13 protein-coding genes, 1 tRNA gene and 1 pseudogene are annotated in these 17,978 nt (G+C 45.5%); 11 read left to right on the forward strand and 4 right to left on the reverse strand.

The window, feature by feature from the left end; translation table 11 throughout:
- Window position 1: 1 nt before the first annotated feature.
- The gene (gene potA, locus BUB52_RS15225) at window positions 2–1,399 is read right to left on the reverse strand and encodes a polyamine ABC transporter ATP-binding protein (RefSeq protein ID WP_009120430.1); all 1,398 of its coding nucleotides are present in this window, start codon (window positions 1,397–1,399) and stop codon (window positions 2–4) included.
- Between the two features lie 193 nt (window positions 1,400–1,592).
- Between potA and BUB52_RS15230 the strand changes: the two genes are divergently transcribed.
- The 7 genes and pseudogenes from BUB52_RS15230 (at window position 1,593) to BUB52_RS15255 (ending at window position 6,774) form a co-directional block, all read left to right on the forward strand.
- A complete protein-coding gene (locus BUB52_RS15230; protein WP_009120431.1) occupies window positions 1,593–2,354 on the forward strand; it encodes an SDR family oxidoreductase in 762 nt (253 codons plus the stop codon).
- Window positions 2,355–2,435: 81 nt separating this feature from the next.
- Window positions 2,436–2,572: pseudogene (locus BUB52_RS15510) on the forward strand (MATE family efflux transporter); the annotation flags it as partial.
- Window positions 2,573–2,821: 249 nt separating this feature from the next.
- On the forward strand, window positions 2,822–3,649 hold the full coding sequence (locus BUB52_RS15235) for a carboxymuconolactone decarboxylase family protein (RefSeq protein ID WP_009120434.1): 828 nt from the start codon (window positions 2,822–2,824) through the stop codon (window positions 3,647–3,649).
- 112 nt (window positions 3,650–3,761) lie between these two features.
- Window positions 3,762–4,334, forward strand: coding sequence for a flavodoxin (locus BUB52_RS15240; RefSeq protein WP_039950146.1), 573 nt, complete (start codon window positions 3,762–3,764; stop codon window positions 4,332–4,334).
- Between the two features lie 517 nt (window positions 4,335–4,851).
- Window positions 4,852–5,415 (forward strand): Crp/Fnr family transcriptional regulator, encoded by a 564-nt coding sequence (locus BUB52_RS15245; protein ID WP_005778542.1) that lies wholly within the window; start codon window positions 4,852–4,854, stop codon window positions 5,413–5,415.
- Between the two features lie 91 nt (window positions 5,416–5,506).
- Complete coding sequence (locus tag BUB52_RS15250; protein WP_005778541.1) at window positions 5,507–5,833, forward strand: DMT family transporter; 327 nt, start codon at window positions 5,507–5,509, stop codon at window positions 5,831–5,833.
- Between the two features lie 92 nt (window positions 5,834–5,925).
- Window positions 5,926–6,774: an RteC domain-containing protein gene (locus BUB52_RS15255; RefSeq protein ID WP_009120436.1), complete on the forward strand. Its 849-nt coding sequence runs from the start codon at window positions 5,926–5,928 to the stop codon at window positions 6,772–6,774.
- Window positions 6,775–7,146: 372 nt separating this feature from the next.
- Here the strand turns inward: BUB52_RS15255 and BUB52_RS15260 are convergent, their stop codons facing one another.
- Together BUB52_RS15260 and BUB52_RS15265 are read right to left on the reverse strand one after the other, a co-directional pair.
- Window positions 7,147–8,373: a site-specific integrase gene (locus BUB52_RS15260; protein ID WP_009120437.1), complete on the reverse strand. Its 1,227-nt coding sequence runs from the start codon at window positions 8,371–8,373 to the stop codon at window positions 7,147–7,149.
- Between the two features lie 270 nt (window positions 8,374–8,643).
- Window positions 8,644–8,716, reverse strand: a tRNA-Lys gene (locus BUB52_RS15265).
- 164 nt (window positions 8,717–8,880) lie between these two features.
- Here BUB52_RS15265 and ettA point away from each other — a divergent pair.
- The 4 genes from ettA to BUB52_RS15285 all read left to right on the forward strand — a co-directional run bounded on the left by ettA (window position 8,881) and on the right by BUB52_RS15285 (window position 17,567).
- Window positions 8,881–10,578 carry an energy-dependent translational throttle protein EttA gene (gene ettA / locus BUB52_RS15270; protein ID WP_009120438.1) on the forward strand — a complete coding sequence of 566 codons (1,698 nt, stop codon included), beginning with the start codon at window positions 8,881–8,883 and terminating at the stop codon, window positions 10,576–10,578.
- Between the two features lie 224 nt (window positions 10,579–10,802).
- Entirely contained in the window at window positions 10,803–13,517 is a 2,715-nt protein-coding gene (locus BUB52_RS15275) for a TonB-dependent receptor (protein WP_009120439.1), read from the forward strand.
- A gap of 24 nt (window positions 13,518–13,541) precedes the next feature.
- The gene (locus BUB52_RS15280; RefSeq protein ID WP_009120440.1) at window positions 13,542–16,193 is read left to right on the forward strand and encodes a choice-of-anchor J domain-containing protein; all 2,652 of its coding nucleotides are present in this window, start codon (window positions 13,542–13,544) and stop codon (window positions 16,191–16,193) included.
- A gap of 84 nt (window positions 16,194–16,277) precedes the next feature.
- Window positions 16,278–17,567 (forward strand): DNA/RNA non-specific endonuclease, encoded by a 1,290-nt coding sequence (locus tag BUB52_RS15285; protein ID WP_009120441.1) that lies wholly within the window; start codon window positions 16,278–16,280, stop codon window positions 17,565–17,567.
- Between the two features lie 79 nt (window positions 17,568–17,646).
- Here the strand turns inward: BUB52_RS15285 and BUB52_RS15290 are convergent.
- A partial coding sequence (locus BUB52_RS15290) for an N-acetylmuramoyl-L-alanine amidase (protein ID WP_073212694.1) occupies window positions 17,647–17,978 on the reverse strand: 332 nt, incomplete at its 5' end.

Raw genomic sequence — 17,978 nt, forward strand, 5'->3', positions numbered from 1 at the left:
ATCACTTTATCGCCTTGTCATTTACTGTTACCCGTATGTTTTCCGGCGCAATCCGTATGCCCACTCTGTCGCCGTCGTCCCATACGTCGTTGGTGTCTACGAAGATGTCTTCGTCCCAGTCGGTAAATACGGTGAGGTGGTAGTGGTTTCCTTTGTAGAGGATGAATTTCACTTCGCCCGTCAGTCGTCCGTCTTCTTCGTTGTCCTCGAGGATGACGTTCCGGAAGTCCACTTCCACCGTTACGGGCGTTTCGGGCTCGATGCCCTGCACCGGACTGCATTCAAAGCTGCAACCCAGGAATTCCACGTGCGTCTCGTCCAGGAGCTTGCCTTCGAAGGTGTTGCAGGTACGCTCTTTCTTCATCACGTGGATGTCGAAGGGTTTTACCAGCAGACCCACTTTACGGCCTGCCTCGAAGCAGTGGTAGTCCTGTACCATCAGTTCGTAGCCCTCGTCGGTCTGTACCAGCATTTCGTAGTGCACGCCTTTGAAGATGGAGCTTGTTACGGTTCCCGTCAGTTGCGCCGCGTCCGATGGCTCGAAGATGTAGATGTCTTCCGGACGGATTACGACGTCCACCTGCGTCTGTTCGCCGAAACCGGTGTCCACGCAGTCGAATTCCTGTCCGCAGAAACGGACGAGCTGGTCGTGCACCATGACGCCGTTCAGGATGTTGCTCTCGCCGATGAAGTCGGCCACGAAGGAGTTGATAGGCTCGTTGTAGATGTCTATCGGGGTACCGGTTTGCTGTATCTTGCCTTCGCTCATGACGACGATGGTGTCGCTCAGGGTGAGGGCTTCTTCCTGGTCGTGGGTGACGTATACGAAGGTGATGCCTAGCTTTTGGTGCATCTCTTTGAGCTCCATCTGCATGTCCTTGCGCATCTTCAGGTCGAGAGCGGCAAGGGGCTCGTCAAGGAGCAGCACTTCGGGCTCGTTGACGATAGCGCGGGCTATGGCAACGCGCTGTTGCTGTCCGCCGGAGAGGGAGTCTACGTCGCGGTCTTCATAGTCGGTCATGCCCACCATGCGGAGCGCCTGCTTCACTTTCTTCTCGATTGTGGCGGCGGGCAGCTTCTTCAGCTTGAGGCCGAAAGCAATATTGTTGAATACGTTGAGGTGGGGAAACAGGGCGTATTTCTGGAACACCGTGTTCACCGGACGCCGGTGGGGCGGTGTCTGCGTGATGTCCTTCCCTGCAATGGTAATCACTCCTTCCGAAGCAGTCTGGAAGCCTGCAATCAGACGCAGCAACGTCGTCTTTCCGCAACCGGACGGTCCCAATATCGTTACAAACTCGCCCTTACGGACAGACAAATTCACATCATTCAGTACGGCTTTATCTCCGAAGAACTTCGATACGTGCTCTACGCTGATGATGCAGTCGGACTTTTGCATAAGCGTTTCTTACTTTATCCAAACTAATTAAACAAATCTCTACCTGATACAGTCAGTCATAAAAAAGTGGCGCAAAGGTACATATTTTCTTGAAAACTTTAAGGGTTATGAGTTATAAGTTATGAGTAATTTACCGATGCTCGCAAATAAGTCCTAACTTTGCGGCCTGTAACATTAAATTCCTTATAAGAAAATGGAAAAGAAAATCGTACTCATCACGGGCGCCTCTTCGGGCATAGGAGAGGGCTGCGCACGCAAGTTTGCCATGAATGGCTACCGCCTGATTCTCAACGGACGGAATATGGAGAAGCTGACCGCCGTAAAGCGCGAGCTGGAAACGGAATACCGCGCGGACGTCTGCCTGCTGCCTTTCGACGTACGTGACCGCGGGGCTGCGAAAGCCGCTCTCGACTCGCTTCCCGAAGAATGGAAGGCGATAGACATCCTCGTTAATAATGCCGGACTGGTAATCGGCGTGGATAAGGAACACGAAGGTAACCTCGACGAATGGGACATCGTGCTCGACACCAATGTCAAGTCGTTGCTTGCCATGACCCGCCTTGTTGTTCCCGGAATGGTGGAACGCGGTCGCGGTCATGTCATCAATATGGGCTCCATTGCGGGCGATTACGCCTATCCGGGCGGCAGTGTGTACTGTGCCAGCAAGGCTGCCGTAAAGGCGTTGTCTGACGGATTGCGCATCGACCTCGTGGATACTCCCGTGCGGGTGACCAACATCAAGCCCGGTTTGGTGGAGACGAATTTCTCCGTAGTGCGCTTCCGTGGAGACAAGTCGGCTGCCGATAATGTGTACAAGGGTATCCGTCCGCTTACGGGCGACGATATTGCCGAGGTGGTGTACTTTGCCGCCGCCGTACCCGAACACATACAGGTGGCCGAGGTACTGGTAATGCCCGCCAATCAGGCGACGGGTACAATCGTCAGCCGGAAATAGAGGCTCTTCCGTGATAGTTAAGAGTAAAGTCTGCCATGGGCGATAAGTACGAAGAACGCCTGGGTACGGAGCTGATAGGGATTGCTGTATATTATTCTTGACCCTGTATTCATCTTTTGGTTGGATATGGGGTAAAGGGCGCTGCGCTGGCTACGGTGTTGTCACAGGCTTGCAGTGCGGTGTGCGTGCTGTCCTTCCTTTGCTCCCGGTGTGCTTCGCCGTTACGGTATTCCGCAACTTCAATCCTGTTTACTGTTTCCTTTCGCTTTTTTGAGGTATCAGCGCATTCCGGTGTTGTTGACGGTTGTTTTTTTGTTTTGCATTACATGCATCCCTAATCGCAAAATCAATGATTCGGGTATAAATATCCGTAAATCATATACAAACCGGTTTGCGTAACCGCGGTAAATTTGCAATCGTAAAACAACCGGTAATAGTAATAACCTCATACGATAAATGAAACGACCATGAACAAGATTCTTTTAATTTCAGTATTCAGTATTTTAACTTTCAATGTTATGGCACAAGAGAAAATAGTACAGACAGCCGGGCGTACCCAATTAGGGGAGTTCGCTCCTAAATTCGCAGAACTCAACGATGATGTTCTTTTTGGAGAAGTGTGGAGCCGTACCGACAAACTCGGTTTGCGCGACCGCAGTTTGGTAACCGTTACCTCGCTCATCAGTCAGGGCATCACGGACAATTCGCTCGTATTCCATCTTCAGTCGGCAAAGAAGAACGGCATTACCCGTACCGAGATTGCCGAAATCATAACTCACATCGGTTTCTATGCAGGTTGGCCGAAAGCATGGGCGGCATTCAATCTGGCAAAAGGCGTATGGGCGGAAGATGCTGCCGGTGAGGATGCTAAAGCCGCTTTCCAGCGCGAAATGATTTTTCCTATCGGCGAGCCGAATACGGCATACGCAAAGTATTTCATCGGTAACAGTTATCTCGCCCCCGTTTCGCGCGAGCAGGTGGGCGTTTCCAATGTCACGTTCGAGCCTCGCTGCCGTAACAACTGGCATATCCACCGTGCAACAAGTGGTGGCGGACAAATGTTGATCGGTGTAGCCGGACGCGGCTGGTATCAGGAAGAGGGTAAGCCTGCTGTGGAAATTCTGCCGGGTACGGTTATCCATATCCCGGCAAACGTCAAACATTGGCATGGAGCTGCTGCCGACGGTTGGTTCGCTCATTTGGCTTTCGAGGTTCCCGGTGAAAATACTTCCAATGAATGGCTCGAACCGGTGACGGACGAAGAGTATGACAAGCTCGAATCGGATAAGCGATAATCTCGGCCGGGCTTCCCGGCGAACATATATTAAATAATGTATGATGGGTATAATAAGATGCTTAGGCTGTCCATCATGGCAAGTAATCGGAAACATTCAAAATCAGAATAAAATGAAACAAATTATATTGATAATTATGAGTTTACTAACTTTCAGCTGCTCATCGAAAGCGCAAAAACAGACAACGGATGCCGATACGCAATCCGATAAGAAAATCCTCGTGGCCTATTTCTCCTGTACCGGAACTACGGAGAGAGTCGCCGATGCCATTGCCCAAGCTGTTAGCGGTAAGCTGTACCGGATTACTCCGGCTGCGGCCTACACCTCGGCAGACCTTAATTGGAATAATAAGGCAAGCCGCAGTTCTGTGGAAATGGCGGATGAAACCTCACGCCCCGCGTTGGGCGGAGAAACGCTCAATCTGCAAGATTACGATGTGGTATTCCTCGGCTATCCGATATGGTGGGACTTGTGTCCGCGTCCGGTCAATACATTTCTTGAGAAATATGATTTCTCCGGTAAGACAATCATTCCGTTTGCCACTTCCGGCGGCAGTTCTATTACAGGCAGCGTAAAGCAACTCAGGAAGCTATATCCTAAAATTGAATGGCAGGCTGGCCGGCTGTGTAATGGAAGCGCAAAGCAGGCCGGAGATTGGGCAAAACAGGTTGCCAATGCCGAATAGAATCCCCTTGTTACGGGAAAACCCACTAAACAGAGTGCCCGTATCAGGCAGGTTGGTAATGACACCTGCGATATAGTCGGAGATAAAAGAAAAAGTCCTGTAATATCAATGTATTACAGGACTTGTCTCTTTTTGCCGATTTCGGCTTTGTTTTCTGGTGATCCGCCTGGGTCTTGAACCAAACGTTATTTCTTCCTCAATATCAGTACTTTCAGAAATTTAGGCTTTACATCCGTCACGCTTTAGTCCTTAAAAACTGTCTGCTGTTGTCCGGTGTCTGTCTGCCAACATCTTGGGTTCAAATGTACGCATTATTTTTGGACTATGCAAATCGTTGAAAATAAACATTCTAAGGTTAGTGCAAGGTGCAAGCTATATATATAGATATATACTTGCACCTTGCACTAAAAATTTAAGACTAAAAGAAAAAGAGGATACTTTTGCTTGTCTAAGACAATGCCTTTTTATTATTTTGCATTTGTATATTTGTTAGTTTAAATATGTTAGAACATCCAATATGAGTATCAATGATATAATAAACAGTATTTATGAACTACCACAAGTATCTCTTAACACCTTAATTCGTTTGGTGTCAGAGGTTGAGTATCCTAAACATTTTCATTTGTTTTTAGAAAACAGAAAAGGAACTAAATCTTATTTTGTAAAAAAAGGAATAGTAAGGGCATATACCCATAAAGATGATAAGGATATTACATTTTGGCTTGGTCAAGAAGGTGATTTAATATTTCCGTTGCAGACTCTTTTTGCGGGTTTAGGAGAATACACTAATGTAGAGCTATTAGAAGATTGTGTTTTATATGAAATTGACTTAGAACAATTACAATCTTTGTACTACACTGATATACATATTGCGAACTGGGGACGTAAATATGCAGAATATGCTTGCATAAAATCAGAGAAGTTGTTTATAGCCCGACAATTTAAGACATCTTTAGAAAGGTATCAAGAACTTATAAACGAATATCCCAGTATAACACAACGTGTTCAATTAGGTATAGTAGCATCTTATTTAGGTATTTCCCAAGTTAATTTGAGCCGTATTCGAGCCCAAATAAAGTGAATAATTTATCAAATGTAAAACGCTTTTTTAAAACATGTAAAAAAGAAATAACCTGCAAATAGCGAACTTTGCGCTCAAAAAAATAAAAACGATGAATTGGTTGCTTTTAGTTTTATCGGGGTGCATTGAACTCGCTTTTACGTTTTGCTTGGGAAAAGTAAGCAAGAGTATGGGATTGGAGAAAGGGTTATGGTGTTTAGGAACTGTTAGTGCTATTGCATTAAGCCTATTTATTATAACTAAAGTTCTCAAAACATTACCAATAGGTACAGCCTATGCCGTTTGGACTGGGATAGGTGCAGTTGGGACAGTGTTAATGGGTATTATCTTCTTTAAGGAACCTGTAAGTTTTGGAAGATTGTTTTTTATATTTACATTAATAGCTTCTATTATAGGTTTAAAAGTAGTATCTGCTTAAAAAATAAAATTTTAATAGTACATTTTATAACTAAATGAGCATTGTTTTTATTCATCAGTGCTCATTTTATTTGCTAAATAAGAAGGTTGTAAATGAAAGAAAGGATAAGGCAGATATTATTGGATATTGATTCAGAGATTGATGAAATAGACTTCTATGGTTATGATATTATTTCAATTTCTCTTTCGATGGCGCACCGTTTACGGGTTATCCTTAATGACCTAAGAGAAGAACTACAAAATTATGTTTTTTCAACTAAGGAGGATGAAATATTATTTTTTAAGGCACAAAAACCGGAAATACTTGGGCGGTTGTTGTATTTTCATAAAATATACCGTATAGAAACGCAATGTCCTAATGGTAGTAATGAAGCCGTTAAAAGCTATCTTAATAAGGAACTGGACAATCTGACCTATTTCTTCAATAGGAATTTAGATTTTTATCAGTATTATCGTTCACATTCAACCGTATATGATGAATACTATTTTGTTCGTGGAAAAGCTGATTTAAGATTATGTACGGATAGCGCACAACTTGACAAAGACCCAAATTTCTCAACTGGATATGATTACAAGGTCGCAAAAATTATAGCCAATGAGATGTTACGTATTTATTTAAATAAGAGGTTAGTTAAACTGGAAACCGATAATCTTGTAGAAGATAACCTGCAAAAAGGCACGAAATATCCTTTTCGTTTTACGGGTAAAAAAGTTTTTCTTATAGAATTGGGTTATTCTCTTGTTTCTTCGGGGGACATTAACAATGGAAATGTGGAAATTAAAGAAATAATGAACTTTCTCGGCACAGTGTTTCAAGTGGAATTAGGGGATTATTATGCTGCTTATATTGCCATGAAAGAACGGAAGAAAGACCGAACGGCATATCTTACCCGTTTGCAAGATTGTCTGATTAAGCGTATGGACGAAGATGATAGCAAATAATATTTTTTTCTTTTCGCAAGTAATTATGTTCTTGCAATAAATAAACTATTCAGTATTTCAATTAATATTGAATGGCTTATTGTTTTCATTCAATCTTGCCATATTGAAATCTTGCTTTCAATCAATCAAGCTATCAATACTTCAATAAAACAAGATTGCAGGATTGCAAAATAAACTCATCGGTCGGGGAGCGCCCAGCGGCAAGGGGCGGGACCACCCGTCCCGACGAGCGAAAAATCTTTAGTTAGGGAATGTTTTTCTTTTACTGGCAACACGACTTCGGAGTGAATTTGCCCAAGGTGTTTTGTGGCACGGAAAACGGTTCTATGTGCCATAGAACACACCTTGCTGTTATCTGACGATAACATGATTTCATCGGCTGGCAGTCCGGTGTGTAGCGTCCAACTTTTGAGCTAACATTTCCATATCGTTACTGACCTTCAAATCGGTAATCCTCGCATAAATTTGAGTGGTTCTGATATTGGTATGTCCCAAAATCTTAGATACCGTTTCAATGGGAACACCATTGGAAAGCAGCACCGAAGTCGCACAAGAATGCCTTGCGACATGATAGGTCAAGTTCTTTTCAATTCCGCAAATGGCTGCGATTTCTTTTAGGTAATCATTCATTTTCTGATTGCTGATAACTGGTAAAATCTTACCGTTTGGCAATTTATCTTTGTACTTTTCCAATATGGCTTTTGGTATATCCAGCAATCGGACGGTAGATGTAACATTTGTTTTGTGTCTTTTCCGTATAATCCACAAATTACCGTCAAATCCGGTACGAATGTCCTCCTGCCTTAACTCGCATACATCAATGTAGGAAAGTGCCGTATAGCAGCTAAAAATGAACAAATCACGTACTTGTTCCAGTCGCTTGGTGCAGAACTTGTGATTGTAAATAGCGGTAATTTCTTCCATAGTCAGATAATCCCTATCGGTACGTTCAAATTTTACCCGATAAGACCCGAAAGGGTCGGCAGTCACCAAACCCGTATTCTTGGCAAAGTTTACCACTGTGCGAAAGCGTTGTACGAACTTCATAGCCGTATTATGGCTACATCCGTAGTTGTTCTTGATATACAGCAGGAAATCTTCAATGAATACCACATTTATATCTTTTATGAGCATGTCGGAAACGGAGTACTTGAACTTCATAAACTCGATAAGCCGTTTCTTTGTCAGTTCATAACGTGAATAGGTTTTGTCTGTGGTATTCATTTTGACCTTTTGTAAATACTGCTCGTTGTGCTGTTTGAAGAACTCTATCAAAGTCCGTTCTCTTGCTATCTTGCCTAAAAAAGCGTTCTTTACCAGTTCTGCGGTTACATATCCGTCTTGCGCCATTAACGCATGGTAATGTTGATGAACTGTGCTGCGAATACTTTCCAGCATGGAATTGATGTGTACGGCTTCTGCGGTTCTGCCGGAAGCCTTGCCTAATTTCACGCTCCAGTGAGCCGGATTTATTTCCAGCTTGGTGTTAAACTGGGCTACAACTTGGTCAATAGTGATACGTGCGATAATCGGTGCGTTACCATTCTTCTTTACTGCATTTCGTTTGACGAAATAGAGTAGCTTAAAAGTACTTCTCATAATCTCTTTTTTTAGTTACAAACTTAAATTGATAAACTGAAAATGAGATATTTGCAGTACGGACAAATCAAGACAACAAACCGCCAATTTTGGACATTCCGTGACCTAAAATCTTAGAGGGTGGACAGGTCACGAATTGGTCACGAAAGTGTGTCTTTTTGTGACCTTTTCGTGTCTTAGGTCACAGACATTATACAAAGAAAAACTCCTACAATACCTTGATGTTGTAGGAGTTGTACATTTACTGTCCATTTCTGTCCAGCGTTTCAGTGATCCGCTTGGGGCTCGAACCCAAGACCCCAACATTAAAAGTGTTGTGCTCTACCTGCTGAGCTAGCGAATCAATCCTTTATTGCTGTTAAGCGGGTGCAAAGATAGAGACTTTTTTGGAAGTTGCAAAAGATTTTCGCTTTTTTTCTTATCTTTGTACCGGAATTTCGTGTGTAAGAGTCTTATATCACATCTCGGACATTATATTTTATATTTCATACTTTATACTTAAATTACATGGCAACAGTAGACGATAAGAAAATTATCTTTTCTATGGTAGGGCTGAACAAGACCATTCAGCAGAACAACAAGCAGGTGTTGAAGAACATCTACCTCTCGTTCTTCTATGGAGCGAAAATCGGTATCATCGGTCTGAACGGTTCGGGTAAATCGACCTTGCTGAAGATTATCGCCGGCTTGGATAAATCCTATCAGGGCGAAGTGGTGTTCTCGCCCGGATATTCGGTGGGATACTTGGCGCAGGAGCCTTACCTCGATCCCACAAAGACAGTAAAAGAAGTGGTAATGGAAGGCGTACAGCCCATTGTGGACGCATTGGCGGAGTACGAGGAAATCAATCAGAAGTTCGGCCTGCCCGAATACTACGAAGACCAGGACAAGATGGACAAGCTCTTCACCCGTCAGGCAGAGTTGCAGGACATCATCGACGCTACCGATGCATGGAACCTCGACAGCAAGCTGGAGCGCGCCATGGATGCACTCCGCTGTCCGCCCGAAGACCAGTCGGTAGAGCATCTTTCCGGTGGTGAACGCCGTCGTGTGGCACTCTGTCGCCTGTTGCTCCAGAAGCCCGACGTATTGCTCCTCGACGAGCCTACCAACCACCTCGACGCCGAATCCATCGACTGGCTGGAACAGCACTTGCAGCAGTACGAAGGTACGGTAATCGCCGTTACCCACGACCGTTACTTCCTCGACCATGTGGCAGGCTGGATTCTCGAGCTCGACCGTGGCGAAGGCATCCCCTGGAAGGGCAACTACTCCAGCTGGCTCGACCAGAAGACCAAGCGTATGGAGCAGGAAGAAAAGACCGCCAGCAAACGCCGCAAGACGCTGGAACGCGAGCTGGAATGGGTGCGTATGGCTCCCAAAGCCCGTCAGGCAAAGGGAAAAGCCCGTTTGAACTCCTACGACAAACTGCTGAACGAGGATGTGAAGGAGAAAGAGGAAAAACTCGAAATCTTCATCCCCAACGGTCCCCGTCTGGGCAACAAGGTTATCGAAGCCAAGCACGTGGCAAAAGCGTTTGGCGACAAGCTCCTGTTCGACGACCTCAACTTCATGCTGCCGCCTAACGGTATCGTGGGTATCATCGGCCCCAACGGTGCGGGTAAAACCACTCTCTTCCGCCTTATCATGGGCTTGGAGACTCCCGACAGCGGCGAATTCGAAGTAGGAGAGACCGTAAAAGTGGCCTACGTAGACCAGCAGCATAAGGACATCGACCCCAACAAGAGCGTCTATCAGGTAATCTCCGGCGGTAACGACCTCATCCGTATGGGCGGACGCGACATCAACGCGCGTGCCTACCTGTCGCGCTTCAACTTCTCCGGAGCCGACCAGGAAAAGCTTTGCGGCGTGCTCTCCGGTGGTGAGCGCAACCGTCTTCACCTGGCTCTCTGCCTCAAGGAAGAAGGCAATGTGCTGCTCCTCGACGAGCCTACCAATGATATCGACGTCAATACGCTGCGCGCTCTCGAAGAGGGTCTTGAGGACTTTGCCGGATGCGCTGTGGTCATCAGCCACGACCGTTGGTTCCTCGACCGTATCTGTACGCACATCCTCGCGTTTGAAGGCGACTCCAATGTGTTCTTCTTCGAAGGCTCTTATTCGGAGTATGAAGAAAACAAATTGAAACGTTTGGGCAGAGAAGAGCCTACTCGCGTGCGATATAGAAAATTAATGAATGATTGATATTAGATTTTAATCTGAAAGCATATACGTCACATTTGTGACAAAAAGAAAGCTCCGCGGGAAACTTGCGGAGCTTTTTTATTTAAGATGTTTTCAAAAAAGTTTAGCAGCCTTAAAAAATGTAGCATAATAGTAATGTATATATAGCTAAATAATATTATATTTGCGATTCATGAATGTTTTTAAATATTAATTAACACTATCTATTAACTAAAAGCGGAATTATGAGAAAACATCTAATTCAATTCCTGTTGGTGGCTGTGCTGTCGGCTTGTAGTGCCGTTGCATGGTCTCAAACTACAGTAAGAGGTCAGCTTGTCGATGCTGAAACAGGCGAGCCTTTGGTCGGTGCTGCCGTTATGGTAGAGGGCACTACTCAGGGGTCGGTGACCGACATTGACGGTTATTTCAAGCAAGGCGTTGCTTCGAATGCTACATTATTGTTTAAATACATGGGTTATAAAGACCTGAAGAAGAAAGTTACGCAGAAGGGCGCTTCTGTAAATTTGGGTATTATCCAAATGAAACCCGATGCTGTGATGCTGAAAGATGTGGTGATTACTTCATCCGTAGCGGTAGCGCGTAAAACACCGGTCGCTTTATCCACGGTAGATCCGGTATTTATTGAAGAGAAATTGGGAACTCAGGAGTTTCCGGAATTATTGAAATCCACTCCGGGCGTGCATGCCAACAAGCAAGGCGGTGGTTTTGGAGATTCCGAAATTTATATGCGCGGTTTTGATAATAGTAACATCGCTATGATGGTAAATGGCGTACCTATGAACGATATGGAGTGGGGCGGCGTTTACTGGTCTAACTGGGCGGGACTTAGTGACGTAGCCCGCAGCATACAGACGCAGCGCGGTTTGGGTGCAAGTAAAGTGTCGGCTCCTTCTGTGGGCGGTACCATTAATATCGTAACCCGCAATTTGGATGCAAAGAAAGGCGGCTTTCTTTCTTACGGAATGGGAAATGACGGAATGAATAAAATCCTATTTTCGGTTTCTTCCGGAATAACCAAGAACGGTTGGGCATTCACCCTTATGGGGGGTAAGAACTGGGGTAACGGTTATATCCAGGGTACGGCGTTCGAAGGTTACAACTGGTTTGCCAGCATTTCCAAACGCATCAATGAAGAGCATCAACTTACGCTTACCGCATTCGGTGCTCCGCAGTGGCATGACCAACGTAATTCCTCTTACGGCGGTTTGACTATTGCCGACTGGAAAATGGTAGAGACTGTTTATGGTGTGAAAGACCATAAATATAATCCTACCTTCGGTTATCGTTCTAACGGTGAGTCATATAACTCTTATCGCAACTCTTATCACAAGCCACTCATCAGTTTAAATCACCAATGGCAGATTAACTCCAAATCTTCGCTCAGTACTTCGCTTTACGTGTCATTGGGTCGCGGTTCCGGTTTCTCCGGCCAAGGAAATACAGAGTTCTCCCCTTATTCATACACTTCATGGAGAGGAGCTTATAAAGGTACGTTGTACGATACTTTCCGCCGCAGTGACGGAACATTCGACTATGCTGCCATCGAAGAGATTAACCGTACGAGCGAATACGGTTCCGCATTGATTGCCGCACGTTCCAATAACAGTCACGACTGGTATGGACTACTCTCTACTTACACCACTAAGATAGGACAATATTTGGACTTCTATGGCGGCATAGACTATCGTTTTTATAAAGGTGTACACCGTAACGAGATTTCAGACCTTTTTGGTGGTACATATTATCTTGATTCTGAGCGTGGCAACGTAGATGTCAAGAACAATATTCACGCGGCCGACCCTAATTGGCGCTATCAGAAATTAGGTGTCGGTGACGTGGTTTTCCGCGATTATGACGGATTTGTAATGCAGGAAGGCGGCTTCTTCCAATTGGAATACAATAAAGACCGTTTGGCTGCTTTCGTCGCAGGGTCGCTTTCAAACACCGGTTACTGGCGTTACGACCGTTTTTACTACGATAAGGAACACGCCAAGTCCAAAACGGTAAACTTCTTGGGCTTCACCGCTAAAGGTGGCGCCAATTACAACATTACGGACAACCACAATGTGTTTGCCAATGTAGGTTATATCAGTCGTGCTCCCAAGTACTCATACGGCGCATTTATGACATCGGACAAGAGTAATATCCTGAACAAGGAAGCCGTGAATGAAAAAGTATTCTCGGCAGAGTTGGGTTATGGTTTCCGTAACACGTGGCTGACAGCTAATCTGAATCTCTATTACACTCGTTGGATGGACAAAACCATGACAAAGAGTGTGACGCTGGATAATCAGCAGAATGGCAATATCAATATGTCCGGCCTTGCCGCTTTGCATAAAGGCGCTGAGTTGGATATTAAAATCAGACCTTTCCGGTGGCTGGAACTTACCGGTATGGTTTCTTTAGGCGATTGGAAGTGGGATAGCGATGCTACGGGATACGTATACGACGAGTTGGGCAATGCCATGACGCAAGCCGGAAAAGTTACCACTCCGGGAGCCGAGGATCATGCCAAGGCGCACATCAAGATGAATGGTATCCGTGTAGGCGGTTCGGCGCAGACTACGGCAGCCGTAGGCGCCAATGTAAACATTACCAAAGACCTGCGTGTAGGTGCCGACTGGACTTACTACGGACGTAACTATTCTTACTATGCCGTAGACGGTACAATCCTGACGGTTGGTAAAGAAACTGCGGTAGCGGAACCGTGGAAGATTCCTGCTGCCAGTCAGTTGGATATGAACGCTTCGTACCGCTTCAAGTTCGGTAAGCTGAATGCGATTCTGTCCGGTAATGTAAACAATCTGTTGAACTACCAGTATATTTCCAAGGCTTGGAACCCCAGTGGCGCAAGTACGGCGGCTACGGCCGATAACGTATATGTATTCTATTCTTTTGGACGTACATATAGCATAAGATTGAAAGTTAATTTCTAAACCGAAAACAAAGACATTCACAATATGAAGAAGAAAATATTCGTTTCAATAGCGTTGCTGGCTCTGTTAGCAGCTTGTGACGACCATTACGATGACCAGTTCAACATCAAACCCGATATCACGGATGTGAAGGACATCGCCATGACGTTGGAAACAGCCGATTACGGTACTATCTCCAAATTGAGCGCCAACCAAGAGCTGGCACTTTCCAAAGACCCCGAAGGAAAGACGTATGTAGAGGCATTGGCGGAAGTCGGTACTAACCATTATTTTACGGAAGAAGCGCCCGCTGAGGATTATCTTCCGGCCTATCTGAAATCCAAATATCCCAATGCAGACGAAGGCTCGCGGTTTGTGGTTACTTACAAACTTTTCAGCCCGTCCGAGTATATGGGTGATTTTAAGAACCTGTCTGCCTATGACTTGACGGAAGATGACTATAAAACAGTATGGGGCGATAAAGTGAAAGCTTCTTTCCTTTCTCCTTCCACTGTATCTAAGATTCCGGGTTTGCTGAAAGCTGCTGTCAATAATCCGGCGGCAGGAGATATGAAAGTCGTGAATTATGCTTATTCTCAAACAGAGCCCAGTATCGGCGGTGGGGGTGATGGCGGTGATGAACCTGCGCCCTCTTACACAAGTGTTGCTGATTTGTTAAAACTTACATCAGAAGGAGAATATACTTCTAAGGGTGAAGTAGTGGCGGTTAATGCTAAAAGCTTTATACTTAAGGATGAAACGGGGCTTATTCGTGTTTATCAAGGAAAGCTTGTAACGTGTTCCGTTGGCGATGTGGTAGAAGTATCTGGTAAGGTAGAGCTGGCAAAGCAGGGCATGAACCGCTTTAGTTCGAAATCTGTTTTCAAAGTTCTTGAACGCAAGGAAGCATTTACGTATCCTGCTCCGCAAACAATGGAGACTGCTGATTTGGTGACTTATGCAAATGCTGCTGTTCCTGCTATACAATACGTCACTTATGAGGGAACTTTAACGAAAAACTCAAATAATATAAATATTGTTTTAGATGGTGGCAATTCAGTTCAAGGCTCTATTACCGATGCGTTGTTGGTAGATGATTCCTGGATTAATCAAACAGTTGTCGTAACCGGTTATCTTGCTGGAGTCAGTGGCAGTTCAGCTAAATATATCAATACATTCGCTACTTCGATTGTTGTGAAAAACACAGATAATCAAGTTACTCCGATAGGGCTGATAGCATACTCTCCGATAGGGAATTACACAGTGAAAGGACTGGTTACCGCCGTTCATACGAAAGGGTTTGTAATGACGGATGGAACAGGTGATATTTTGGTATACAAGAATGCCTTGCCTGACGAGAAAGTGGGAGACATGGTACAAGTGGTTGGTACAACGGAAGCCAGAAATGGTCTGATTCAATTTACGAGTACCGGACTTGCGGTAACAAGTATATCTGAAGGCAGTACCATTCCGAACGATATGGTTCCGCAAGTGCTGAGTGCCGCAGAGTTGAATGCTTATGCTGCCGCGCCGCGCTTTGCCTATGTTTCTGTTGAAGGTACGTTGACAATTGAAGATAGTGAAAAGGGATATAATTATTACAATCTGGCAGTGGAAGGGGTTGAAAAAGACCTCTCGTTATCTTATGTTGATGATTCCGATGTTGCGGCAAGCCTGAATGGGAAGAAAGTTGTCATGAATGGTTATTTGTTAGGGGCAAATAAAGGCGGATATATTCAGGTAATGTTGGTTTCTATAAAAGAAGCTGCTGCCGTTGCAGGTCTTCGTTCTCTTGCCTCTACCCGTGCTTCTTCCGTTTCTCCTACCACTTCCGCTTTGTATGTGTACGACGGCGATAACAATGCATGGAAAGAATATACGACTGAAGAAGCCAAGGTAGCCGTAGTAGAGCCGGGCGTTTACGAATCATTGGGTACGGATATGATTGAAGAGCCTGAAACGGTACTGCCTGCTTACTTGAAGCAGAAATATCCGTATGCGGCGGCAGAATCGGTAGTTGCGGTAATTTACAATGAGAAGGCGAATACGCCTGTGGTTGCAGAGTATACTTTGGGAGAAAATTGGATAGAAACGACTTCCAGCAGGCTGGTTACTACTACCTTTACGCAAGATGCCGAAGGCATCAGTGCCGAGGCAAGCATGTACGTAAACGAAACATTCAAGAAAGACTTGGGCAGTTTCACTATTCAGGACGTATTTATGGATGGAGTGAGCTGGGTATGGAAACAAGACTCATACGGTTATATGAAAGCGTCCGCTTACATCAAAGCTACCGGTAATCATCAGGCGGAGAGTTGGCTTGTATCGCCTGTTATGAACTTTAAGAAGTCGAAAGAGCCTGAACTGTTGTTTGAGCACGCCTGTCGTTTCCGTGCCGAGAATCCGGCCGACCATCTGAACGTGATGGTATCCGTAGACTATTCGGGTGATGTGAAGACCGCCACATGGACGGCTTTGACAGTCGAGAACTGGTCGGATGCTACCGATTGGACATTCGTAAGCAACAAAATAGACCTGAGCGCTTACAACGGACAGCAAGTTACCATCGCTTTCAAATATGCCAGCACCAATGAGGTTGCGCCTACTTGGGAAGTAAAGAATGTGGTAGTTCGTGAAAAGGTAGAAGGAGAAAGCGAAGGAGAAGAAGGCGGTGATGCCGAAACTCCGGCCGAATAGGTAAATAATGCGTTTGGGCGGGGTTTTACCCCGCTAAAGCGCCGTTTATCAAACAACAACATCCAATAAAGTAAAAAAAGAACAATGAAAAAACTTAGCAATATCTTAGGGTTGTGGCTGTTGATGCTGGGAATGGTTGCATGCGAAAGCTCCGACGCCCCCTATAACGGTTATATTGAAACAACGCAGGAAGGTGCCGCTACGCTTGTACTGAAAGGTTATGAGAATCCTCAGAGCGGATTTACGGTATTCGAACCGGAAGGTTTTCAGACTCCGTTCTATATTCAGGACAAGGCATTCTACGGCAAACAATACACTTTTGTGAAAAGTTCTTCCACCCGTCTGGACGAAATGAAAACACGTCCGGCTGATGATGCCTGGCAGACGGAAGTTCCCGTGATAGACGGTGCCGCTTACTGGGCGCGTACCGCGACGTTGGCGGCAGACCAATACGTTAAGTTCCGTATATGCGGTATCGACGGTAACAACGTTACGATAGAGTATGCGGTAGAGCAGGATGTAAGACCTAATGCCAATGCCAACGTAAAGGACGAAAGCGGCTATTCGCTCAATCTTGAGATTCCCCGCCTGAACGAAGCCAATGTTTTTGTAGCGCATTCGCTGAAAGTGAACGGTACGGAGATGCTGAACTACGCTTTGGAGTGGGACGACACGAAGAAACATTCCTCATGGGTGGCATTCTCTTTTGATGCGACAACACGTGTTGCCGGTGACGGTGTGGGACGTAAGGATAAGTTTATCGTCGACCCTCTTCTTCCCGAAGCGATGCAGGTTACCGATGCGCACCACAAGAGCGACGGCTTTGACCGCGGGCATATCTGCGGTTCTGCCGACCGTCTTTTCACTCAGGAAGCCAACGACCAGACATTCTATTTCAGTAATATGTCGCCGATGATACACTCTTTCAATAGTCCTTATTGGGCTGAGTTCGAGGAGCAAGTACGCAAATGGGGCGGAGCCGAGAGGGGTGTCACCACTACTTACAGTAAATTGTATGTGGTCAAAGGCGGCGCGTTGAACGAGCTTCTTGTAAATTATACAGGTACGAAGAAAGGCGGTGATCAAATAATACCTACTACCGACGAAAATGGTTTTACCATACATGGACTGGCTTGTCCGAAATATTACTTTATGGCTGTTTTATCCGAAACGGACGGTGTATATCATGCCATCGGTTTCTTGGCGGAACATAAGGAATACAGTAAGGCTCCTACTGCGGACGAAGTGAAAGCCCGTGCTGTCAGCATCGACGATTTGGAAGAGAAAACAGGAATAGATTTCTTCTGTAATCTGCCGGATGATTTGGAAAACACGGTAGAAAGCGATATGAATTTGGACGATTGGGCATGGTAATTATTCTGCCGGTTGTCTTATAGCGAGAAAGCGTTATCATTTACTTTGATAGCGCTTTCTTTTTTTATGTTTTCTTTTTTCACCATTTCTCCTTTTTCACCTCAAAGCACGGGCATTGCTTCGTCCACTCCATGGGTTCCACTTCGCCGTTGCCGTTCAGGTCGGGGCTCAAGTCGCGGTGTCCGGCCACCCGGGCATCGGAGTAGTCCAGCAGTAAAGTCCTTACGAGTACGCGGAGCGAATGACGTTGCCATTCGGTACGGGTGTCTTCGGGCATTCCGTAATGATTGAGCCCGCCCTCGTAGCAGATGCCGATGCTGTGGGCGTTGTAGCCTCTGGCATGCGCACCGGGACGTTCCAAAGGCCGGAGCGTCTTTATATCACCGTTCTTACGGATGTAAAAATGATAAC

The sequence above is a fragment of the Bacteroides clarus YIT 12056 genome, from assembly GCF_900129655.1.
Taxonomy (GTDB): Bacteria; Bacteroidota; Bacteroidia; order Bacteroidales; family Bacteroidaceae; genus Bacteroides; species Bacteroides clarus.